The organism is Paraburkholderia graminis (assembly GCF_003330785.1).
Classification (GTDB): Bacteria; Pseudomonadota; Gammaproteobacteria; order Burkholderiales; family Burkholderiaceae; genus Paraburkholderia; species Paraburkholderia graminis.
On sequence record NZ_CP024934.1, the window covers coordinates 1,103,243 to 1,125,703 of the forward strand.

The window sequence follows — 22,461 nt, forward strand, 5'->3', positions numbered from 1 at the left end:
CAAGAACCGATTGGCAAAAACCCGATTCGCAACAGAGAGGAAGTCCGACCATGGCACAAGAAACCATGAGCTTTCAGGCGGAAGTGAAACAGCTTCTGCACCTGATGATCCATTCGCTGTACAGCAACAAGGAAATCTTTTTGCGCGAGCTGATTTCCAATGCGTCCGACGCGGCCGACAAGCTGCGCTTCGAAGCCATTGAAAACAGCGGGTTGTACGAGAGCGATCCGAATCTGCGCATTCGCGTGTCGTACGACAAAGAGGCGCGCACCATCACGATCGACGACAACGGCATCGGCATGAGCCGCGACGAGGCGATCGCGAACCTCGGCACGATCGCGCGCTCGGGCACCAAGGAATTCTTCGGCAAGCTGTCGGGCGACCAGCAGAAAGACGCGGCGCTGATCGGCCAGTTCGGCGTGGGCTTTTATTCGGGCTTTATCGTTGCCGACAAGATCACCGTCGAGACGCGCCGCGCCGGCTTGCCGGCGTCCGAAGGCGTGCGCTGGGAAAGCGCGGGCGAGGGCGACTTCGCCGTCGAGCAGATCAAGCGCGCCGCGCGCGGCACGACCATCACGCTGCATCTGCGCGCGGAAGAGGATGAGCTGCTGTCGTCGCATCGGCTGAAGTCGATCATTCAGCGCTATTCGGATCACGTCGCGCTGCCCATTCTGATGAAGAAGGAAGAGTGGGACGCCGAAAAGAGCGCGATGGTCACGAAGGACGAAGACGAGACCGTCAATCAGGCAAGCGCGCTGTGGACTCGCGCGAAGAACGACATCACGGACGAGCAGTACAAGCAGTTCTATCAGCATCTGTCGCACGATCACCAGGACCCGCTGACGTGGACGCACAACCGCGTGGAGGGCCGCAGCGAGTACACGCAGTTGCTCTACGTGCCGACCCATGCGCCGTTCGACCTGTGGAACCGCGATCATCGCGGCGGCCTCAAGCTGTATGTGAAGCGCGTGTTCATCATGGACGACGCCGAGCAACTGCTGCCCTCGTATCTGCGCTTCGTGAAGGGCGTGGTCGATTCGAGCGATCTGCCGCTGAATGTATCGCGCGAAATTCTGCAGGAAAGCCGCGACGTCAAGGCGATCCGCGAGGGCGTGACCAAGCGCGCGCTGTCGATGCTCGAAGAGTTGGCCAACTCGGAGAACGAAGCCGATCGCGAGAAGTACGCCGGTTTCTGGAAGGAATTCGGCCAGGTGCTGAAGGAAGGCATCGGCGAAGACTTCGCGAATCGCGAGCGCATTGCCAAGCTCGTGCGCTTTGCCTCCACGCATACGGAGACGCCCGAGCAGACCGTGTCGCTCGCCGACTACGTGGCGCGCATGAAGCCCGAGCAGTCGAAGATCTACTACGTGACTGCCGACACCTGGCAGGCGGCAACGCACAGCCCGCACCTCGAAGTGTTCCGCAAGAAGGGCGTGGAAGTGCTGCTGCTGACCGACCGCGTGGACGAGTGGATGCTGTCGTTCCTGAACGAATTCGACGGCAAGCCGTTGCAAAGCGTGGCGCGCGGCGACCTTGATCTCGGCGCGCTGAACGACGAGGAAAAACAGGCGCAGGAAAAGGTCAGCGAAGAACTCAAGCCGCTCGTCGAGAAGATCAAGGACGCGTTGAAGGACAAGGCAAAGGACGTGCGCCTCACGTTCCGCCTGACCGATTCGCCGTCGTGCCTCGTTGCCGACGACGGCGAAATGAGCGGCTACCTGCAGCGCATGCTCAAGGCTGCGGGTCAGCAGGCGCCGTCGTTCCACCCGATTCTCGAAGTGAATCCGGAACACGCGCTCGTGAAGGGCTTGCACGCGGACAGCGCCAACTTCGACGACTGGTGTCACCTGCTGTTCGACCAGGCGTTGCTCGCCGAAGGCGGCGCGCTCGAAGATCCGGCCAGCTTTGTGAAGCGCACCAACACGTTGTTGCTCGCGCGCGCGAATGCCGCCTGATTGGGCGATGATTGCATAGCGTCGCGCAGACGCTTTATGTCCTCGCGACTCGGAATGCGCTGCTTCGGCAGCGCATTTTTTTCGCCTTCTCATTCGTGCACGTGTTTTAACGCTCCAGTGTCAGCGCGTGTAAATGCCGCACTTGCGCAAGCACACTGCCGGCCAATTCCTTAGCCTCGAAACTCGAGTGGTGATCGGCGAGCACTTTTGCCGCGAGGCTGCCAATGGCTGCGCTGCTTTGCTTTGACGTGTGATGCTGCGCGAGCGCCGAGCCGGCTAGCTCTTTCTCGATATGCGTGGCGCCCGGACGATGCAATACGACCGACGCAAGATGCGCGATCCGGTCAGATGTTTCCTTCGCGTTTGTAGTATTCAATCTGCCTCCCTGCTGCTAGTTGTTGATTTGCTGGACGCCCCTCGCCGTCTTCGACACAGGGCGGAATTCATTATGGTTAACTAACTAAAATTTATCAACGACCATAAATTGAGATTGGTTTATGAGATGCCGCGCGCGGCATTATCTTGGGAATCGCGCTTCGAACCGGAGGCTTGAAGAACCACCTTGGTTCCTTCGGGCCGCTTTGTGTACCTGGCCGCGCGCGTCGAATGTGGAATGTGTTTTGTGACTCAAGCGCATACACCTGCGCAGCGCGGCATCTTGTAAATTTTTATGTCCGATTCCGCTGTGGCCGCCCCGGCCGTTATGGTCAATGTGACAACGCGTCTGGAGACCGTGCATCTTCTGTGGTCGATACTGCGCGAAGAGGGTTTCGAGCCCGCCATATCGCGTGCCGCCGAGCTGGCCGCCGCGGGCGTGACGCCTCAATTGCACGCCGACCTGCACGCGAGCGCGGGGAATTTCGAGCTGGCGTATCACAGCGCATCGCAGGCACAAGCAGGCGAGAACGGCGCGCGCCATGCCCGCGTTGCGTTGTTCGCCGACGCACTCGGGCGCGGCGAAGTCGCGCGGCATCACAGTGAGCTGGCAGTCGCCGCGCAGCCGCCCACCGCGACGCTTGAATGGGCCGCCTGGCTCATCAACGATTGCGGAGCGCATTCCGCGGCGGCGCATATGTTGCGCGCGTATCGGCAGCGCAAACCGGAGGACGCGCACGGGCCCTGGTGGCTTGCTATTTCGCTTGGTGCGCTAAGCGGCCCCGGTGTGCGTGACGAGCGGCGCGTGGCGCTCGCGCAAGCTTATACGCTCGACCCCGCTGTCGATCCTGCGTTGCCCTTGCAACTTGCATTGGCGTTGCGCGAGGCGCGCGACTGGGCTGCGCTCGAACATCTTTCCCGCGACATGCTGACGCGCAATCCCGCTGATGCGGAAATGGCCTGGCAGCTCAGTCACGCGCAATGGCAATGCAACGACGCGGCGGCCGCCGAGGCGACCATGCGCGCCGCTAATGCCGCTTCGCCCGGTAACGCAGACGTACTCGCCGCGATCGGCTTCTATCTGTGCGAGCAGGCGCGCTACGAGGAAAGCGAGGCCATGCTGCATCAAGCCCTCGCGGCGAACCCCCACGCGGTGACGCCCGCGGTCGATCTCGCCGATCTCGAACTGCGGCGCGGCTTCTGGACAAGCGGCTGGAAGCGTTTCGAGGCACGCCTCGCGCGCGACGACCGCGAGCCGAATAACATCGTTTCGGTCATGGCGCGCCTCTGTCCGCGTCGGCGCGGCGAGACGCTCGCGGGCAAGACGCTCGTGGTGCACAGCGAACTGGGCAATGGCGATGACATCCACATGGTCCGCTATGTGCCGCAACTCGCTGCACGCGTGCGCGCGGAGGGCGGGCGGCTCGTGCTGTGCGTGCGCAAATCGTTGCAACCGCTGCTTGGCCGTTTCTACGAGGACTGTGTATCGATCGAGGACGGCCCGCTCGGCGCGCCCGACTACAGCCTGCCGATGATGAGCTTGCCGCTCGTGCTGAATTTGCAGCCACAGCAGGTGCGAGGCGATGCCTATCTTCGCGCCGATCCGGGCAAGGCGGCGCTCTGGCGCGAGCGGCTTCGCGCGCACGCGCCGCACGCGCGGCTGCATGTGGGCCTCGTGTGGGCGGGCAGCCCGACGCATCGCCGCGATGACAAGCGCTCGATTGCGCGCGCTGCGCTCGAGCCGCTGCTGTCGCTCGCCGATGTCGCGTTCTATTCGCTTACGCCAGGACGCGCAGCCGACGTCGCTGTGATGACCGCGCAGGGGCATCGCGTATTCGATATGACGGCGGATTATCAGACGGGTTTCGACGATGTCGCAGCTCACCTTATGGCGCTCGATGCGCTCGTCACGATCGACAGCGCGCCGCTGCATCTCGGCGGCGCGCTCGGGCGGCCGGTGTTGGGCATGCTCGATCACGTGTCGCATTGGGCGTGGGGCAACGCGGAGACGCAAGCCTGGTACGACTCGCTGGAACTTTTCAGGCAGCCGCAGCCTGGGCAATGGGCGCCGGTGGTCGAACGCGTGACGGCGCGTCTGCAAGCGCTGATGGCTGACGACGCAAGCAACGTCGTTTCTGGCACTGCCGCGCATCCCGTTGCGAACGGTTGACGGCGGGCCAGCCATGAGCAGTTCAGCATCAGCGGGTTCGTCCCCGAGCCAGAAGCTGTCAGACGATGCCGACGCATTGCATCAACTCGGTCTTGCGTCTTTCCGCGACGGCGCGCTCGAGCTAGCCTGCGAGCAACTCGATCGCGCATTGAATGCCGCACCGGAGCGAGCCGACATCTGGGAGCACCGCGGGCTGCTTGCGGCGCTGCGCGGCGACCGGATTGCGGCCGAGGCGTTCTATTATCGGGCGCTCGGCATGAGCGGCGGTAGTGCCAGTCTGCATCGGAATCTCGCGGATTGCCTGAAGGTTTCTGCACGCCTCGGCGAGGCGCGCCGGCACTATCTGAGCGCGCTCAGTTTCGAGCCGACGCTGCATCATGCGGTTCGCGCACTCGCGGAAATCTGCACGCAGCGAGAGCAGCATGCCGAGGCAGCGGACTTTTGGCTGCGTGCATGGGCGTTGGACGCGTCGAACGTTGCAGACGCATCGGCGCTGATCGCGGCATTATCCAAAGCTCAGCGCGATCCGGAACTCCACGCGCTATTGCCCGCGCTGCGCGCACGTTGTTCTGCCGATTCCGCCGCGCTTCGTCAACTCGCGTTCGCTTTGAACAGCGCGCAGCGTTTTGCCGATGCGCTCAGCGTCGCGAGGCAGGGCATCGGCGTCGATCCGCACGACGGCTGGTTGCATCACAACGCATCGTTTGCACTCAACATGCTGGGCGAGTTCGAGCAGATGCACATGCATAGCGCGGAAGCCGCGCGCCTGATGCCCGGCAACGCGCTGATGCAGTTCAACCTCGCCGCGGCACAGCTTCGTGCAGGCGATTTCGAGCAAGGTTGGAAGCAGTATCGTTGGCATGACGAACTGCCCGAAAACCACAGCCTGGTTCGGCCGGCTTATCCGCAGTGGCAAGGCGAGAGGTTGCTCGGCTGCCGGTTTCTGCTGGTCGGCGAGCAGGGACTGGGCGATCAGATCCAGTTTCTGCGCATGGCCGACTGGCTGCATCGGCGGGGCGCGCAAGTGGACGTCTGGGTCGACGAGCCGCTCGGCGAAGTAGCGCGCCACGCGTCCGGCGTGCATGCCGCGTGGACCACTGCGCCGCCTGGTCCGTACGACTACTGGTGCCGCATGCTGCAGATGCCCGCGCGTATGGACCTGGCGCTGTGCATGTTGCCGCTCGCCACCGCGTATCTGCAAGCGGAGCCCGCGAAGCTGCAGTTCTGGCATAACCGAGTGCAGGCGCTAAGTACCGGGCAGGCGCATCGGCCGTTGAGAAAGCGTGTCGGCATCGTATGGGCAGGCAATCCTGGATACGAGCTCGATCGCTATCGGTCGATTCCGCTTCGACAATGGCGGGCGCTTCTCGATCAGCCTGGCGTGCGTTGGTTTTCGTTACAGAAGGGCGACGTGCAACACGACCCGGCGGTTGGGTCAGAGGGTATAGAGATACATATGTTCGGCCCTGAGATTCATGGCTTCGCGGACACCCTCGCAATCATTCAATCGCTGGATCTTGTAATCACGGTGGACACGGCGGTTGCGCATCTGGCGGGCGCGTGCGGCACGCCGGTCTGGGTGCTGGTGCCCACATTCACGGATTGGCGCTGGATGGTCGCGCGCGACGATAGTCCGTGGTATCCGTCAATGCGCCTTTTCAGACAGCGCGAGTTGAACCAGTGGGACGCAGTGCTGGCTGATGTCGCGCAAGCGCTGCGGGAGTATGTCGGGGAATGAGCCGGATGCGTGGGGCGCTTCCGGCTTGAGGTTTGCGACCCGGCGCGATGCCCCGGGTTTCGGGCGGCCGGGCCGAAGACGATGCCTTTACTTCTTGCCCATCAACGTTTCCATCGTCTCGCCGCGCACGACAATTTCCGTGCGACGGTTGAGCGCGCGTCCTTCCGGCGTGTCGTTGCTCGCGATCGGATTGTTGTACGCATTGCCCTTCGTGCGGACACGCTCCATCGGCACACCGCGTCCGACAAGCGCGTAACCCACGGCGACCGCTCGCGCTTCCGAGAGTTGCTGGTTGTATTCGAGCGTGCCGACATTGTCCGTATAACCTTCGACGATGATCGGCTTCTTGCTGCGCTTGAGCAGCACCGCGGAACGGTCGACGACCGCGCTCGCATCGGCGCGCACTGCCGACTTGTCGAAGTCGAACAGCGCTTTCTCGGGCAGCTTGACGGCGACGCCGTCCGCGACGGGCGCGACCTCGATGCCCGCGGCCCGGTTCAACGACGTCTCGGTGTCGCGGTTCAGCGGCGCGCTGCAACCTGCCATCATCAGTACCGACATTGCGCAGGCGCTGGCAGCCAGAAGTTTTTTCATGTTTGTCCTCTCGTTCGTTTGCGGATCAGGGGCGAGCCCGTCGACAGTGGGCGAATCGCCGGTTCGTAAAGCACGGAGGTTGTATCGTGCGTCGCGGTCGGCAGAGAATCGGACCTTTCCGAAATCGAGGGCATGATTCAGCGGTTTGATGCTTATGCGGCCGTTACCGCTGATTGGCGGAAAATGCGCGTGCGCGCTAGGGAATGGTCCGACAGGCGCGCCGTTATAATCCGAACCCATGTCTATCCGTTTCGATGCCGCCGACGTGCACTGGCGCGTCGCTCCCTTGCCTGGCTTTAGCGCTGCGCAGAAAGACTGGTTGACCCGCGGTGGTTCGTTGACCGCGCATCTGCGCGCGCTCGGCGCGGTCGCGGTGCGCGTCACGCGTGAAGGCGTGGCCTTGCCGTGGGCCGACGAGCACGCCGCGCTGGGTCTTCGCATGCGCTCGCCGGTGTGGTTGCGCGAGGTCGTGTTGTCGGTCGATGCCGTGCCGTTTGTCGCCGCGCACAGCGTTGCGCCTCTCGCCGCGAGCGTCGGCGTGTGGCAGGCCACGCGGCGCTTGCGCACGCGGCCGCTCGCCGAACTGCTGTACAGCGATAGCGGCGTCGCGCGTTCGGCGCTGGTCAGCCGGCGCGTGACAGCGCGGCATCCGCTGTACCGGCTCGCCGCGCGTGAAGTCGACGGGATGCCGCCGCATGCGTTGGTCGCGCGCCGCTCCGTGTTCGAGCGGCATGGCGCGCCGCTGATGGTCACCGAATGTTTTTTGCCGGCGCTGTGGGCGCATGTCGCCGCGCTGTCGAAGCGCGAGCGCGAGGTCCGTCCCGATTTGAACGCCACCGATGCGGCCCACGTGATTAACGCAGGCCATCCGCGCTGGCGCGAACACGGCCGCCCGCTCGAGCACACGGCTTCGCGCGCGCATCCCGCGATGCGTGCGGCCGGCGAACGGAGCCGCTGAATGTTGCGCGGCTTTCCTCCCGTCGTCGCGGCCGACACGCACACGCTGATTCTCGGCAGCTTTCCCGGCGAGGCGTCGCTTGCGGCGACGCAGTACTACGCGCATCCGCGCAACCAGTTCTGGCGCCTGCTTGGCGCGATACTCGACGAGCCGCTCGCCGAACTCGCCTACGAAGAGCGGCTGCGGCGGCTCTTGTCGCACGGCATCGGCGTCTGGGACGTGCTCGCCGCGTGTCATCGCGAGGGCAGTCTCGATGCGGCGATCCGCAATGCGCAGCCGAACGACTTTGCTTCGCTGCGCGAGCACTCGCCGACGCTGCGCAAAGTCTGCTTCAACGGCAAGACCGCGGGCCGCTTCGCGCCCGTGATCGGCGCGGCGGGTTACACGACGCTCGTGCTGCCTTCGTCGAGTCCCGCGAATGCTATGCTCTCGTTCGATCAAAAATTGCGCCTGTGGCGCGACATCCTTACATGACGAAACTCATCAAGCGCGCGTCGGCTGAAGCGCGTGCATTCCGCAATCGCAACGCCGATGGCGCGGGCAAACACGCAACGGCGCGCAACAAGAAACGCGCGTCGCATAACGCCGACCTGCGCGACGACCTCCACGACGCGCCGCAAATCGAAGCGCCGCGCAAGCCGCGCTTTGCGCCGGTCACGTTCTCGGAAGAGGGCGGCGTGCGCTATCTGCACTTCGGCACGGAATGGGTGCAAGGCGCGATGCGTCTGCGCAAGCCCGACCACATCGAGCTCGAATACGCGCAGCAAATGATGGCTTGGCTGCTCTTCATCCAAACGCCGAAGCGCATCGTGCAACTCGGGCTCGGCGCCGCTGCGCTGACCAAGTTCGCGCACCGCTTCCTGAAGCGCGCGAAGGTCGAGGCGGTCGAAGTGAACCCGGCCGTCGTAATCGCCGCGCGCACGATGTTCGAGCTGCCGCAAGACGACGCGCGCCTCACCGTGCACGAGACGGACGCGTGGGACTTCGTCAACGACCGCGCGAACCACGGCACGATCGGCGCGTTGCAGATCGACATTTACGATGCGACGGCGCGCGGTCCCGTGCTCGACAGCGTCGGCTTTTACCGTGCGGCGCGCGCGTGTCTGACCGATGCGGGCGTGGTCACGGTCAATCTGTTCGGCGATCACCCGAGCTTCGTGCGCAATATGAAACGCCTGAACGAAGCGTTCGACGGCCGCGTGGTCGCGCTGCCCGAAGTGCACGACGGCAACCGCATCGCGATCGCGTTCTCCGGTCCCGCGCTCGACGTGCCGTTCACGGCGCTGCAAGCGCGCGCGAAGCTGATCGAAGCCGAGCTCGGCTTGCCGGCGCGCAAGTGGATCAAGGGGCTGCAGGAGTCGACGGGACAGACGGGCGCGTCGTTCGCCATCTGATCCCGGCCAGTCGCAGGGAAGTGCCGGACCGCGAAGGTCCGGCATCGTAACCAGCCAACCGTCGCATTCCAGCGACACTTTGCGGGCCCGCCATCCGTCGCGCATCGAAGCGGCGCGGGACTCGCTCGACGATTCGGGAAGGTCGCCAGAACCACCGGCGCGGCCGCGCAAACGAAGGGCGTTCGACCACGGCGCCGTGCATCGGCGTCGGCTGCTTCAGTTGTTTCCCCCTCCGCACTGGAATCCGCAGCGCCATCCGCATCCGCTAAAACACCGCCCCACGCACTCCAGCACCCGCGCCTTCGCCTCGGGGTCGTCCCTGCTTGACCGCACGTTCGCGGCTCCTATACTCTTTCGAAGCTTTCGGGGCACTCGTGTCCCATGCGGGGCGATCCTCCGCGGGCGTGCTACCGCGAGGCGGCTCTCCGCTTTGGGGGTTCACCACCCGTCGAACACGGGCCAACATTTCAATAATAGGGAAGAGGAGACGTCATGGCTCACGACGCCGACGCGAACAAGGCCAGCAAGCACTGGCTCTGGTTGTTGCTGTTGCCCTGGATCGCCATGGTCTGGGTGCCGTCGTATAACAAGGTCGAACCGGTGCTGTTCGATTTTCCGTTCTTCTACTGGTATCAGCTCCTCTGGGTGCTGATCAGCGCGGTCATCACGGCGATCGTGTACTTCAAGACCAAGACGCGCTCGGCGGGCCGTCCGCAAGGGGACGCACGATAATGAACGCCATCGCAACTTTCGTCTTCGTTCTGTTTTTCATCGGGGTCACGATTCTCGGCTTCGTCGCGGCGCACTGGCGGCGCGGCGATCTCGCTCATCTCGAAGAGTGGGGCCTGGGTGGCCGGCGCTTCGGCACCATCGTCACCTGGTTCCTGCTGGGCGGCGACCTGTACACCGCGTACACGTTTATCGCCGTGCCGGCGCTGGTATTCGGTGCGGGCGCAACGGGTTTCTTCGCGCTGCCGTACACGATCCTGATCTATCCGTTCGCGTTCGTCGTGTTTCCGAAGTTGTGGAGCATCGCGAAACGTCAGGGCTACGTGACGTCGGCGGACTTCGTGTCGGCTCGCTACGGCAGCCGCATGCTCGCGCTCGCAATCGCCGTGACCGGCATCGTCGCCACGATGCCGTACATCGCGCTCCAGCTGGTCGGCATCGAAGTGGTGATCGGCGCGCTCGGCTTCGATACGAAGGGCTTTGTCGGCGACCTGCCGCTGATCATCGCCTTCGCGATTCTTGCCGCCTACACGTACACGTCGGGCCTGCGTGCGCCGGCAATGATCGCGGTCGTCAAGGACGTCCTGATCTACATCACGATCTTCGCCGCGATCATCGTGATTCCGCCGCAACTCGGCGGCTTCAGCCACATCTTCGGCTCGGTGCCGCCGGCCAAGCTGCTGCTGAAAGCGCCGGACGTGTCGAGTCTGAACGGCTATAGCGCGTACGCGACGCTCGCGGTCGGTTCGGCGCTCGCGCTGTTCCTGTATCCGCACTCGATCACGGCGGTGCTGTCGTCGAAATCGGGCAACACGATCCGCCGCAACATGGCGATGCTGCCGGCTTACTCGCTGGTGCTCGGCCTGCTCGCGCTGCTCGGCTTCATGGCGCTTGCTTCGGGCGTGAAAGACATGCCGGAATTCGCGCCGTACTTCAAGGCGTTCGGCCCGAACTTCGCGGTGCCGGCGCTGTTCCTGCACTTCTTCCCGTCGTGGTTCGTCGGCGTGGCGTTCGCGGCGATCGGCATCGGCGCGCTCGTGCCGGCGGCGATCATGTCGATTGCGGCAGCGAACCTGTACACGCGCAACATCCACAAGGAGTTCGTGAACCGCAACATGACGCACGAGCAGGAGACCAACGTCGCGAAGCTGGTCTCGCTGATCGTCAAGGTCGGCGCGGTCGCGTTCATTCTGGCGTTGCCGCTCACGTATGCGATCCAGTTGCAGCTGCTCGGCGGTATCTGGATCATCCAGACGCTGCCGGCCATCGTGCTCGGACTGTACACGCGCGTGCTCGACTATCGCGGCTTGCTGATCGGCTGGGCAGTCGGTATCGCAACGGGTACGTGGATGGCGATTTCGCTGAAGCTCGCCGGCTCGATCTTCACGATTCACCTGTTCGGCATGGCGATTCCGGGCTATGCGGCGGTGTGGTCGCTGATCGTGAATCTGGTCGTGGCCGTGGTGGTGAGCCTGCTGGTGCGCGCGTTCGGCATGCAGCGCGCCGAAGACCGCACGCGTCCGGAAGACTATCTGGACGTCGTGGAAAGCTAAGACCCGACGCAACCTAACCCAGGCGCCCGCGGACGAAACTCCGCGGGCGTTTGTATTTGCGGCGCAGTCCAGGGCAGGATAGCGGAACTACCTTCGAAAGCGCTGCCGCTCCCGCCATGGCTTCTGCCGATTCCCGCACCGTCGTTCCGCGCCGCTCGGCGGTGAGCCGCATGGTTCGCGCGGTCACGTCGCCGTATTACCGCTACCGGCACGCAAAAGTGCTGCACAGTCTGCGCGTGGGACTGGCGATGCTGTTCTCGATTCTCGCGACCACGGGTATCGACATTCCGCACGGCATCTGGTCGTCGGTGACGTTGCTGGTCGTGATCGGCGGATTGCAGCATCACGGCAATATCCGCAAGAAGGCCGCGGAGCGCGCGGCGGGTACGCTGCTGGGCGCGTCGATCGGCTTGCTGCTGATCGTGCAGCAGAATCTCATCGGCTCGTTGCCGCTGACGTACGTGCTGATGTCGATCGTCGCCGCGATCTGCGCATGGTTCGCTATCGGCGCGTCGGGATATATCGGTCTGTTGACGGCCATCACGATGTGCATCGTCGCGGGTCATGGCGACAATGTGATCGACGTCGGCCTGTGGCGCACGCTGAACGTGCTGATCGGCATCGTGATCGCACTCGCGTTTTCGTTCGCGTTGCCGCTGCACGCCACGTATTCCTGGCGCTACGGGATCGCGGCCAATCTGCGCGAATGCGCGCGGATCTATACGCGTTTGCTGGAAGGCGAAACGATCGGCGACGAAGAGCAGGTCAAGCGCTTTCTCGAGATCAACCGGCGTCTGGTGCAACTGCGCTCGCTGATGCCTTCGGTGGCGAAGGAAATCGATGTGCCGCAGGCAAAGCTCGAGGAGATTCAGCGCTTGCATCGCTCGGTGCTCAGTTCGCTGGAGCTGCTCGCGACCGGTCCGCTGATGCAGGCCGACGCCGCCGCGCGCGCCGCGTATGCGCAGCGATGCGGCGCGGAAGTGCGGGCCGTGCGTACGATTTTGCTGGCGATTGCGCGCGGCCTGCGCTTTGGCCGCGCGACGCATTTCGGGATTCCGGTGAGTGGTGCGTCGGCAAGCGGCGCTGCGTTGACCGATAGTGCGCACGCGTCGCCGCCCGGCTCACCGCCCGCGCCGACGACGGGCAACGCGGCGCTCGCCTTGCCGCCCGATCTGCAAGGACCGTATTGGCTCGGGCAGCGGCTCGCGGAACAGATCGAGCGCTTACGCGCGGCGCTCCTCGAGACCGAGCCGAACTGGAACATCGAGCGGCACTCGCGGATTCTGCAGAAGACCTAGGCGATGGCGGCCGACGCTAGCGCACACCGCCGCTCACCGCGGTCTACCACCGCTCACTCATGCGGCGGCAGCGTCACCATCCACATCAGACCGAAGCGGTCCACCGCCATGCCGAAGCCCTTGCTCCAGAACGTTTCGCCCCAGGGCATGACGATCTGGCCGCCGTCGGCGAGCGCGTTGAAGTACTTTTGCGCCGACGCCGTATCGTCCGCGGTCAGCGACAGACTGAAGCCGCTCATCGGCTTCGCGTCCTGATCGCAGTTGCCGTCGGACGCCATCCATTGAGTCGAGCCCATCTGCACGTTCGCATGCATGATCTTGTCTTCGACGCCGGGGCGCGGCGTGTTTTGCGGATCGGGCGGCGCGTCCTTGAAACGCATCATGAACGTGACTTCGGCGCCCAGATGCTGGCGGTAGTAATCGAGCGCTTCTTCGCAACGCCCGTTGAAGAATACGTACGGTTGGACTTCCATCGTCGCCTCCAGAAATAAGGATGTGAATGCCCGCGCTGCCAGACGGCAAAGGAAACTGCGGAAACCGCGGGCGTGCAGACCATTTTAGGCAACGGCGTTCGGGCGTTTGTGACTTTGTGTCGTGCGGAAAAGACGACTCGCGCGATCACCGCGCTGCACAAAAAAACGAGTGAATCAGCCGATAAAACGACCGGCCGTAAACAGCAAACGGCCCCGAACCGCAAGGTTCGGGGCCGCATGATTGAATCGCACGATGGATGGCGGCGAGTCTGCCGCCCAGCGCCTTAACGCAGCGCTTCGATCAGCTTTTCCAGCTTGACTGCGTCCGCCGCAAACGCGCGGATGCCTTCGGCCAGCTTTTCGGTTGCCATCGCCTCGTCGTTGACGAGGAAGCGGAACGACGATTCGTCGACCGGCACGCGCTCGATATTGGCGTCCTGCGAGCTTTCCGGCGAGAGCTTGCGCTCCACCTTGTCCGTGCTTTCATGCAGCTTTTGCAGCAGATCCGGACTGATGGTCAGCAGATCGCAGCCGGCCAGTTCCAGAATCTGCCCCGTGGTGCGGAAGCTCGCGCCCATCACCTCGGTCTTGTAGCCGAACTTCTTGTAGTAGCCGTAAATGCGGCGCACCGACTGAACGCCCGGATCGTTCGCACCGCCGTCTTTCGCTTCGTCCCACGCGCTGCCGGCATTTTTCTTATACCAGTCGTAAATGCGTCCGACGAACGGCGAGATCAGCTTCGCGCCCGCTTCGGCACAGGCCGCGGCCTGGGCGAGCGAGAACAGCAGCGTCATGTTGCAGTTGATGCCTTCCTTTTGCAGCACTTCGGCGGCGCGCACGCCTTCCCACGTGGAAGCCAGCTTGATCAGCACGCGCTCGCGATCGATACCGTGCTCCTTGTACAGCGCGATCAGTTCGCGGCCCTTGGCGATCGAGGCCTGTACGTCGAACGAAAGACGCGCGTCCACTTCGGTCGACACGCGGCCCGGGATGATCTTCAGGATCTCGGTGCCGAAGGCGATCAGCAACTGGTCGATGATCGCGCCCATTGGCTTCGACGCGTGATCTTTCACCGTCTTTTCGAGCAGCGGACGATAGTCGTCTTTCTGCACGGCTTTCAGAATCAGCGACGGATTGGTGGTCGCGTCCTGCGGCTTGTATTGCGCGAGCTGCTGGAAGTCGCCGGTATCGGCCACGACGGTCGTGTACTGCTTGAGTTGATCGAGTGCGGTTGTCATATTCGTGCCTTCAGGGCGCATGCGCCATGGTTCAGGGGGAATGAGTCGCCGCCGGATTGAAAGACCGCTTCAGGTCCGGCGGCCGCGAGTCACGCTGCAACGCTCACCCGATGTTGCCGGGAAACGCTGCCGGATGCTTCTATTTTATGGCGGATCGCCTGATGCAGTATTGACAGTGTGCGCCGCCGATCCGTTCACGGCTATTTCAGCGACCGTGCGCCGCGGCGCCGCACGGCTTGCGCCGCCGCTTGCTGCCGCCTGCCGCCATCTTGCGTCAGGCACGCCGCGCATTCAACACGACCTGCGTCACCACGCCCGCGACCAGGCCCCAGAACGCGGAGCCGATGGACAGCAGCGTCAGTCCCGACGCCGTCACCATGAAGGTCACGAGCGCCGCTTCGCGCTGCCTCGCGTCCTGCATCGCGTTGGTCAGGCCGCTCATAATCGAGCCGAAGAGTGCCAGCGCCGCCACGGAAACGACCAGCTCGCGCGGGAACGCCGCGAACAGCGCCGCGATCGTCGCCCCGAAAATGCCGGCGATCAGATAGAAAATGCCGCACCAGACCGCGGCCGTGTAGCGTTTGTCGCGGTTCTCGTGCGCTTCGCGGCCGGTGCAGATGGCCGCCGTGATCGCGGCAAGATTGATGCCGTGCGAGCCGAACGGCGCGAGCAGCAGCGACGCGATGCCGGTCGTCGAAATCAGCGGCGCCGAGGGCGTCGTGTAGCCGTCCGCGCGCAGCACGGCGATGCCGGGCACGTTCTGCGAAGCCATCGCGACCACGAAAAGCGGAATGCCGATGCTGATGCTCGCGGCCACCGAAAACGCCGGCATCGTGAACACGGGATGCGCGAGCGCGATCTGAAAGTGGCTGAAATCGAGCAGGCCGAGCGCGCCCGCGGCAACGGTGCCGGCGATCAGCGTCGCCGGAATCGCATAGCGCGGCGTGACGCGTTTGACGATCAGGTAGGTCAGAAACATCGTCAGCACGAGCGCGGTCTGGAACTGCGCGGCGCGAAATATCTCAATGCCGATCTCGAACAGGATGCCCGCCAGCAAGGCCGACGCGATGCCCGCCGGAATTTTCTTCATCAGCGTATCGAACCATCCTGTCAGACCAACGACGGTCAGCAGCAACGCGCAGACGATAAACGCGCCGATCGCCTCCGCGTAAGGCACATGCGGCAGCGACGAGACGAGCAGCGCCGCGCCGGGCGTCGACCATGCAATGACGATCGGCGCGCGAAAGCGCAGCGACAGCCCGATGGTGCAAACCGCCATGCCGATCGACAACGCCCAGATCCACGAGGAAATCTGCGCGTTGCTCAGGTGCGCGGCCTGGCCCGCCTGAAACATGAGCACGAGCGAACTCGTGTAGCCCGTCATCATCGCGACGAAGCCGGCGACGATGGCCGATAGGGAGGTGTCGGCGAACGGATTGAAGCGACGCGGCGCGATGCCGGAGTTGGCCAGTTCAGGCGATGACGAGCGGTTCATGCCAATGCTTTCTTGTCGTTGAGAGTGGGGCGGGTGGGGCGGGTGCGTTTGGGTGGGTCTATTTGCTCAGCATGCGCATCGCGGACTCGAGGCCCGCGAGCGTGAGCGGATACATGCGGTGGCCAAGCACGTCGCGAATCGCGCTGACCGACTGGCGATACGCCCACAAGCCTTCCGGCTCGGGATTGAGCCACGCGTGATGCGGGAAGTGATCGGCGAGACGGCGCAGCCACACGGCGCCCGCCTCGGTGTTGTTGTATTCGACGGAGCCGCCCGGTTGCAGTACTTCGTAAGGGCTCATGGTCGCGTCGCCGACGAAGATCAGCTTGTAGTCGGACGTGAACTTGTGCAGCACGTCCCACGTCGGCGTGCGCTCGGCGTGACGGCGGCGGTTGTTCTTCCACAGGAAGTCGTAGACGCAGTTGTGGAAGTAATAAAACTCGAGGTGCTTGAACTCGGCCTTCGCGGCGGAAAAGAGCTCCTCGGTGCGCTTGATGTGATCGTCCATCGAGCCGCCGACGTCGAGCAGCATCAGCACCTTCACCTTGTTGTGCCGCTCGGGCACCATCTTCAGGTCGAGCCAGCCGGCGTTCGCGGCGGTGCTGCGGATCGTGTCGGGCAGGTCGAGCTCTTCGGCCGCGCCTTCGCGCGCGAAGCGGCGCAAGCGGCGCAGCGCCACCTTGATGTTGCGCGTGCCGATTTCGACCTGATCGTCGTAATCGCGATAGGCGCGCGCTTCCCAGACCTTGACCGCCGTGCGATTGCCCGCCGAGTCGCCGCCGATGCGCACGCCTTCCGGGTTATAGCCGCCATTGCCGAACGGCGACGTGCCGCCGGTGCCGATCCACTTATTGCCGCCCTCGTGCCGTTCTTTCTGTTCGTCGAAGAGTTGCTTCAGGCGTTCCATCAGCTTGTCGATGCCGCCCATCGCTTCGATCTGCGCTTTTTCTTCCGGCGACAGATCGCGTTGCAGTTTCTTTTTCAGCCAGTCGAGCGGGACGTCGAAGGCAAGCTCGGAAGCCTTCGCGACGCCGTTGAAATATGCGCCGAACGCCTGGTCGAACTTGTCGAAATACTGCTCGTCCTTCACGAGCGTCATGCGCGCGAGGTAGTAGAAATCGTCGAGCGACGGCGCGATCACGTTGGCTTTGAGCGCCTCGAGCAGCGTCAGGTATTCCTTCACCGACACGGGCAGCTTCGCGGCGCGCAGCGAGTAGAAGAAGTCGATCAGCATGCTGGGTCCTCTGCGGCGCGAGCACTCAGGAGCGCCCGATATCGCTCAATAGGGATTCAACGGTTATTGCGATTCATGAAAATGAGCCGCTCGAAGAGGCTCACGTCCTGCTCGTTCTTCAGCAGCGCGCCGGCGAGCGGCGGGATGATCTGCTTCTGATCCGACGAGCGCAGCGCTTCGGGCGGAATGTCTTCCGCGAGCAGCAGCTTGAGCCAGTCGAGCAATTCCGACGTGGACGGCTTCTTCTTCAGCCCCGCCACGTTGCGCAGTTCGAAGAAGCTCTGCATGGCCGCGGCCAGCAGGTCCTTCTTGATGCCGGGGTAATGCACCTCGACGATCTGCTGCATCGTGGCCGGATCGGGAAACTTGATGTAGTGGAAAAGGCAGCGGCGCAAAAACGCGTCGGGCAACTCTTTCTCGTTGTTCGACGTGATGATGACGAGCGGCCGCTGCTTCGCGCGGATCAGCTCGTGCGTCTCGTACACGTAGAACTCCATGCGGTCGAGCTCGCGCAGCAGGTCGTTCGGAAATTCGATGTCGGCCTTGTCGATCTCGTCGATCAGCAGCACGGTTTGCTCGTCCGACTCGAACGCCTGCCACAGCACGCCCTTGACGATGTAGTTGCGGATGTCCTTGACGCGCTCGTCGCCGAGTTGCGAATCGCGCAGGCGCGAGACCGCGTCGTATTCGTACAGGCCCTGCTGCGCCTTGGTGGTCGACTTGATGTGCCACTGCAGAAGCGGCATGCCGAGCGCCGCGGCGACTTCTTCGGCCAGCATGGTTTTCCCGGTGCCCGGCTCGCCTTTGATCAGCAGCGGGCGCTTGAGCGTCATCGCGGCGTTGACCGCGAGCTTGAGGTCGTCGGTGGCGACGTACTGCGATGAGCCTTCGAAACGCATGGCGAGGTGCTCTCTGGCGTGGGAAAAAACCCAGTATAAGTCAGAAGCCCTGTTGCCCTGAAACCGCCTCGCGTAAGGTTGCAGCCGCGCTGTGGGCGGTGCTTCGCGTGGCCGCGCAAGCGTGATGCAACGCGGCGCAGGCAGCCGCGCCGGGCCGTGCGCCCCGCGCGGTGGACGTTCGGCGCGGCGTCGCGGTACAATTAGCCCGATTTTTTTGGCCTGCGTGGCTCCCTATAAGAAAAACGGCGCGGGCCGTTGCCTTTTTGGGCGCCCGTTTCCCCTCAAGCCAGGTTACATGCTATGAACAAATTCGTCGGCAAACACGTCGTGATCGCAGCGCTGTCGGTGCTCGCGGGCTATGCGGCCAGTGCGCAGGCAGCGGATGTCGTCGGCAACGCGAAAGCGGGCCAGGGCAAGGTCGCGATGTGTATTGGCTGCCACGGTATCCCTGAATATCGCACGGCTTATCCTGAGGTGTATCGCGTGCCCATGCTAGGCGGCCAGAACCAGGCGTACCTCGAAAACGCGCTGCGCGGCTACAAGAAGGGCGACCGCCACTTCGAAACGATGCACGCGATCACCGCGTCGCTATCGGATCAGGACATCGCCGACATCGCTGCTTACTACGCGGCGCAAAATTCCTCATCGAAAAACAATCCCGACAAGTGACCGGCTGCGGTTATCCAACCAGTCACACGGCTATTAAATTCGCGGGATAGGAGAATTCATGAATAAGCCCCAACAGGCACTCCACACGGTGTTCAAGGCTGCATGCGCGTCGGCGGCAGTATTCGGTCTGGTTGCAGCGAGCGTCGCCCACGCGGCCGACGCCGGCAACGGCAAGGTGCTGTCCGAGAGCCACAACTGCGCGGCATGCCACGGTCCGAACCTGAACAAGCCGGTGAGCCCGGAGTATCCGAAGCTCGCCGGTCAGCACGCCGATTACGTTTACTGGGCGCTGCGTCAGTATCAAATGGGCAACGGCAACCCGCACATGGGCCGCAACAACGCGATCATGCAGGCTCAGGTGCAAAGCCTGTCGCAATCGGACATGAAAGACATCGCCGCTTATGTCGAATCGCTGAAGGGCGATCTGGTGCAGAAGAAGTAAGCGCGCCGCCGTTTGAGCGATCGATTGCAAAACACCCCGCTTTTCGCGGGGTGTTTTGCTTTGGCGCACAGGTTTCAGGTTCGCGCTGTGCGGCGTTAGTCGCGTGTCGCGCGCCGTTCGATCCGTTGCAGATACGCGTCGGTGTCCGGCGGCAGGCCGGTGCGCTGCGCTTCCCAGATGGTCTCGCCGAGGCACTCCATGATCGCATGCTGCGCGTCGTGTGCGGAGCCGAGGCGCGCGGCAAGGCGCTCATGCGCCGCGCGGATGCCAGGCGGCTGATCGATCGACAACTGCTCGCTGATGGCCAGATGCATCGACAGATGCAGGAACGGATTGGTCTGTCCGCGCTCGGGCGAGTAGTCCTGCGCCTGGGCGGCCTCGGCATCGGTCAGCTCCGCGTGATACTCGGGATGCTCGGCGATCCAGTCGGCGGCCATCGCTTCGAGCGGCGTCAGGATCGCGCCTTCGCGCTGCTTGCGCCAGGTCTCGGTGAAGAATTGACGGACTTCGTCGCGGCTCGGATTGAACATCGTGGGACGGGTGTCTTGAGTGGGGAGTGAGAGTGGGAGAAGCATGCGGCGCACAGCAAGCGATCATTTTACGCGCCGCTGCCGTGGTCCGCTGAGCGTGCGTCCGCTGAGCGTGGGTTCGCTGAGCGTGGGTTCGCTGAACGTGCGCCGGCTCAAAGATCGGGCGGTGGCGTCTTCGGCCGGAACTCGCACAGCGGTTCGATCGCGCAATGCCAGCACTCGGGCCGGCGCGCCTTGCAAACATAGCGGCCGTGCAGGATCAGCCAGTGATGCGCGTCCTTCTTGAACTCGTCGGGCGTGAATTTTTCGAGCGCCGCTTCGACCGCGCGGACGTCCTTGCCGGGAGCAAGCCCGGTTCGATTCGCAACCCGAAAGATGTGCGTGTCGACGGCGATGGTCGGATGACCGAACGCCGTATTCAGAATCACATTCGCCGTCTTGCGTCCGACGCCCGGCAGGCTTTCCAGCGCCTCGCGGTCCTCGGGCACCTCGCCGCCGTACTGCTCGATGAGGATGCGGCAAGTCGCGATCACGTTCTTCGCCTTGTTGCGGTACAGGCCGATCGTCTTGATGTAGTTCGCGACGCCTTCCTCGCCGAGTTCGAGCACCTTCTGCGGCGTATTCGCGACTGGAAACATCTTGCGCATCGCCTTGTTCACTGAGACGTCCGTGGCCTGCGCCGACAGCAGCACGGCAATCAGCAGTTCGAACGGTGTCGTGTACTCCAGTTCGGTGGTGGGATGCGGATTGAGGCTCTGAAGCGTTTCGTAGATGGCGCGGCGTTTGTTCGCGTTCATGCTGGGCGGGCTGAGTGGGCAGAGGCGGTTGCAGTTGGCGTTAGCGTGGATTGCGCGTGCCGGCCGGGTTTGGCGGCGTGTTCGCGGCGGCTGTGTCGGTGTCGGCGTTGTTGTTGTCGTTGTCGTTGTTGTCGGCGAGTCCAAGGCGGCGTCGGCGCGCTTCCGCTGCGTCGATTTGCGCCTGCACGTCCGCGCTGACGTGCTCGGTGTTCAACGGCGCCTGGCCTTTGGCCGCCAGTTCTTCCTTCTTCTTGCGCGCGCGTTCGAGCGCGGCCTGGATGATCGCGCGCTTCTTCGCTTCGGCGTCGTCAGTTGCAGGTGCGGACGATGCCGCCGCCGCTGACGCAGACGCACCAGCCGGCGGCGCACTGGCCGGCGGTTCACCAACAGCCGTGCCAACAGCGCCCGCGCTGCTTCGCCGCGCCGCAACACGCGCTTCCGCGGCTTCGCGTTCCTGCGCGAGACGCGCGTCGCGCCGCTCGTGACGTTCGCGCGCGGCGTCGGCCTGCGGCTGGCTCCATGCGTCCCAGCCGGTCGCCTCGCCGGTGACGGGCTGCATCGAAATGCAATCGACGGGACACGGCGGCACGCACAGGTCGCAACCCGTGCACAGCTCGGCGACGACCGTATGCATGTGTTTCGGTGCCCCAACTATTGCGTCGACGGGACACGCCTGCATGCACAACGTGCAGCCAATGCAGATCTGTTCGTCGATGACCGCGAGCGGCCGCGGCCGTTCGACGCCATTGGCAGGATTAAGCGGAATCACCGGCTTGCCGAGCAGGGCGGCCAGCCGCGCGACGCCTTCGGCACCGCCCGGCGGGCACTGGTTGTAGCTCGCTTCGCCGCACGCGACGGCCTCGGCATACGGACGGCAGGCCGGATAACCGCACTTGGTGCATTGCGTCTGGGGAAGCAGATCTTCGATGCGATCTGCGAGTGTTTTAATCAGTGTCACGGTCACAAGGTGGGGCGAAGCAAGGCCGGGCGGGGGACTCGCGGGGGACTAGCAAAGGACTAGCAGGCGACTAGCAGGCGACTCAAGCGCGTCTCGGCGGGCGGCCGCACAGCTTGAACTAAGCACCACATTATCGCCGATTTCCCCAATTGCCATCCGCAATCCATGTGCCATAATCGAAGCGCCTTTTTCGAAAGACCGCAGAAGGGTTTTCCCTCCAACCAGCCGTCCAGTGCTGTCGGTGCAAGGCCCGAGGAGAGGCCGGCGGTGCGATCCGGATAACGCGGCTCACGAAGACCATGCCACCATGAATCAGCCGAAAATCAAAAGAGATCCTGAAGGCACCCGGCGCCGCATTCTGCTTGCGGCAGCCGAAGAGTTCGCAAATGGTGGGCTATTCGGCGCGCGCGTCGATCAGATCGCCCGCCGCGCGGAGACGAATGAGCGCATGCTCTATTACTACTTCGGTAGCAAGGAGCAGCTTTTCACGGCGGTACTCGAGCACGCGTTCAGCGCGCTCAACGAAGCCGAGCGCACGCTCGAGCTGAACGGCATTGCGCCGGTGGAAGCCGTTACGCGCCTCGCGCATTTTGTCTGGGATTACTACCGCGATCATCCCGAACTGCTGCGCCTCGTCAACAACGAAAATCTGCACGAGGCGCGTTATATGCAGAAGTCCACGCGCATCCGCGAAATGATTTCGCCGATCGTCGCCACGCTCGGCAGCATTCTCGAGCGAGGCCAGCGCGCGGGTCTGTTTCGCACGAACGTCGATCCGCTGCGCTTCTACGTGACGCTCTCGGGCATGGGTTACTACATCGTGTCGAACCGCTTCACGCTCGAAGCCACGCTTGGCCGCGATTTCAGCAGTCCGGGCGAACGCAGCGAAGTGATTCAGATGAACACCGAACTGCTGCTTGCGTATCTGTTGCGGAAGTAGGGCGGCGTCTTGCTTTGGACTT

At 63.7% G+C, this 22,461-nt stretch carries 22 protein-coding genes; 12 read left to right on the forward strand and 10 right to left on the reverse strand.

Features of this window, described 5'->3' with window-relative positions; genetic code table 11:
* Positions 1–50 precede the first annotated feature (50 nt).
* The gene (htpG, locus tag CUJ91_RS04965; protein ID WP_114155954.1) at positions 51–1,955 is read left to right on the forward strand and encodes a molecular chaperone HtpG; all 1,905 of its coding nucleotides are present in this window, start codon (positions 51–53) and stop codon (positions 1,953–1,955) included.
* Between the two features lie 106 nt (positions 1,956–2,061).
* Here htpG and CUJ91_RS04970 read toward each other — a convergent pair whose 3' ends face one another.
* Complete coding sequence (locus tag CUJ91_RS04970; protein WP_006048385.1) at positions 2,062–2,331, reverse strand: hypothetical protein; 270 nt, start codon at positions 2,329–2,331, stop codon at positions 2,062–2,064.
* Positions 2,332–2,625: 294 nt separating this feature from the next.
* Here CUJ91_RS04970 and CUJ91_RS04975 point away from each other — a divergent pair, with 294 nt between their 5' ends.
* Together CUJ91_RS04975 and CUJ91_RS04980 are read left to right on the forward strand one after the other, a co-directional pair.
* Positions 2,626–4,500: a tetratricopeptide repeat protein gene (locus tag CUJ91_RS04975; protein ID WP_114155955.1), complete on the forward strand. Its 1,875-nt coding sequence runs from the start codon at positions 2,626–2,628 to the stop codon at positions 4,498–4,500.
* A gap of 13 nt (positions 4,501–4,513) precedes the next feature.
* Complete coding sequence (locus CUJ91_RS04980) at positions 4,514–6,238, forward strand: hypothetical protein (protein ID WP_114155956.1); 1,725 nt, start codon at positions 4,514–4,516, stop codon at positions 6,236–6,238.
* 87 nt (positions 6,239–6,325) lie between these two features.
* Here CUJ91_RS04980 and CUJ91_RS04985 read toward each other — a convergent pair whose 3' ends face one another.
* A complete protein-coding gene (locus CUJ91_RS04985) occupies positions 6,326–6,832 on the reverse strand; it encodes an OmpA family protein (RefSeq protein ID WP_053857739.1) in 507 nt (168 codons plus the stop codon).
* Positions 6,833–7,070: 238 nt separating this feature from the next.
* On the opposite strand from CUJ91_RS04985, the gene CUJ91_RS04990 reads away from it, so the two are divergent.
* The 6 genes from CUJ91_RS04990 (at position 7,071) to CUJ91_RS05015 (ending at position 12,764) form a co-directional block, all read left to right on the forward strand.
* Complete coding sequence (locus tag CUJ91_RS04990) at positions 7,071–7,790, forward strand: chorismate--pyruvate lyase family protein (protein WP_114155957.1); 720 nt, start codon at positions 7,071–7,073, stop codon at positions 7,788–7,790.
* Positions 7,791–8,264 carry a DNA-deoxyinosine glycosylase gene (locus CUJ91_RS04995; RefSeq protein ID WP_006048380.1) on the forward strand — a complete coding sequence of 158 codons (474 nt, stop codon included), beginning with the start codon at positions 7,791–7,793 and terminating at the stop codon, positions 8,262–8,264. It abuts the gene before it with no gap.
* Positions 8,261–9,184 carry a class I SAM-dependent methyltransferase gene (locus CUJ91_RS05000; protein WP_114155958.1) on the forward strand — a complete coding sequence of 308 codons (924 nt, stop codon included), beginning with the start codon at positions 8,261–8,263 and terminating at the stop codon, positions 9,182–9,184. Before CUJ91_RS04995 ends, CUJ91_RS05000 begins: the two co-directional genes overlap by 4 nt.
* 492 nt (positions 9,185–9,676) lie before the next feature.
* Positions 9,677–9,916, forward strand: a complete 240-nt coding sequence (locus tag CUJ91_RS05005; RefSeq protein WP_006048378.1) for a DUF3311 domain-containing protein — start codon at positions 9,677–9,679, stop codon at positions 9,914–9,916.
* Positions 9,916–11,466 (forward strand): monocarboxylate uptake permease MctP, encoded by a 1,551-nt coding sequence (gene mctP, locus CUJ91_RS05010; RefSeq protein WP_006048377.1) that lies wholly within the window; start codon positions 9,916–9,918, stop codon positions 11,464–11,466. Before CUJ91_RS05005 ends, mctP begins: the two co-directional genes overlap by 1 nt.
* 116 nt (positions 11,467–11,582) lie before the next feature.
* Complete coding sequence (locus CUJ91_RS05015) at positions 11,583–12,764, forward strand: FUSC family protein (protein WP_171800286.1); 1,182 nt, start codon at positions 11,583–11,585, stop codon at positions 12,762–12,764.
* A 53-nt stretch (positions 12,765–12,817) separates the two neighbouring features.
* Here CUJ91_RS05015 and CUJ91_RS05020 read toward each other — a convergent pair whose 3' ends face one another.
* From CUJ91_RS05020 to CUJ91_RS05040, 5 genes are all read right to left on the reverse strand, one after another.
* Positions 12,818–13,237, reverse strand: a complete 420-nt coding sequence (locus CUJ91_RS05020; protein WP_114155959.1) for a VOC family protein — start codon at positions 13,235–13,237, stop codon at positions 12,818–12,820.
* A gap of 284 nt (positions 13,238–13,521) precedes the next feature.
* Positions 13,522–14,475: a transaldolase gene (gene tal / locus CUJ91_RS05025; RefSeq protein ID WP_006048374.1), complete on the reverse strand. Its 954-nt coding sequence runs from the start codon at positions 14,473–14,475 to the stop codon at positions 13,522–13,524.
* A 274-nt stretch (positions 14,476–14,749) separates the two neighbouring features.
* Positions 14,750–15,970, reverse strand: coding sequence for a benzoate/H(+) symporter BenE family transporter (locus tag CUJ91_RS05030; protein WP_114155960.1), 1,221 nt, complete (start codon positions 15,968–15,970; stop codon positions 14,750–14,752).
* Positions 15,971–16,028: 58 nt separating this feature from the next.
* Complete coding sequence (locus CUJ91_RS05035) at positions 16,029–17,204, reverse strand: vWA domain-containing protein (RefSeq protein ID WP_006048372.1); 1,176 nt, start codon at positions 17,202–17,204, stop codon at positions 16,029–16,031.
* A gap of 56 nt (positions 17,205–17,260) precedes the next feature.
* Positions 17,261–18,103 carry an AAA family ATPase gene (locus tag CUJ91_RS05040; protein ID WP_114155961.1) on the reverse strand — a complete coding sequence of 281 codons (843 nt, stop codon included), beginning with the start codon at positions 18,101–18,103 and terminating at the stop codon, positions 17,261–17,263.
* A gap of 300 nt (positions 18,104–18,403) precedes the next feature.
* On the opposite strand from CUJ91_RS05040, the gene CUJ91_RS05045 reads away from it, so the two are divergent.
* Together CUJ91_RS05045 and CUJ91_RS05050 are read left to right on the forward strand one after the other, a co-directional pair.
* Positions 18,404–18,772: a c-type cytochrome gene (locus tag CUJ91_RS05045; RefSeq protein ID WP_006048370.1), complete on the forward strand. Its 369-nt coding sequence runs from the start codon at positions 18,404–18,406 to the stop codon at positions 18,770–18,772.
* 58 nt (positions 18,773–18,830) lie between these two features.
* Positions 18,831–19,214, forward strand: a complete 384-nt coding sequence (locus CUJ91_RS05050) for a c-type cytochrome (RefSeq protein ID WP_006048369.1) — start codon at positions 18,831–18,833, stop codon at positions 19,212–19,214.
* 95 nt (positions 19,215–19,309) lie between these two features.
* On the opposite strand, the gene CUJ91_RS05055 is transcribed toward CUJ91_RS05050, so the two are convergent.
* The 3 genes from CUJ91_RS05055 to rsxB all read right to left on the reverse strand — a co-directional run bounded on the left by CUJ91_RS05055 (position 19,310) and on the right by rsxB (position 21,505).
* Entirely contained in the window at positions 19,310–19,744 is a 435-nt protein-coding gene (locus tag CUJ91_RS05055) for a DUF1841 family protein (RefSeq protein ID WP_006048368.1), read from the reverse strand.
* 152 nt (positions 19,745–19,896) lie between these two features.
* A complete protein-coding gene (gene nth, locus CUJ91_RS05060) occupies positions 19,897–20,541 on the reverse strand; it encodes an endonuclease III (protein ID WP_006048367.1) in 645 nt (214 codons plus the stop codon).
* 40 nt (positions 20,542–20,581) lie between these two features.
* Positions 20,582–21,505 carry an electron transport complex subunit RsxB gene (rsxB, locus tag CUJ91_RS05065; protein ID WP_208716151.1) on the reverse strand — a complete coding sequence of 308 codons (924 nt, stop codon included), beginning with the start codon at positions 21,503–21,505 and terminating at the stop codon, positions 20,582–20,584.
* 301 nt (positions 21,506–21,806) lie between these two features.
* On the opposite strand from rsxB, the gene CUJ91_RS05070 reads away from it, so the two are divergent.
* On the forward strand, positions 21,807–22,439 hold the full coding sequence (locus CUJ91_RS05070) for a TetR/AcrR family transcriptional regulator (RefSeq protein WP_006048365.1): 633 nt from the start codon (positions 21,807–21,809) through the stop codon (positions 22,437–22,439).
* The last annotated feature ends 22 nt before the right edge of the window (positions 22,440–22,461 follow it).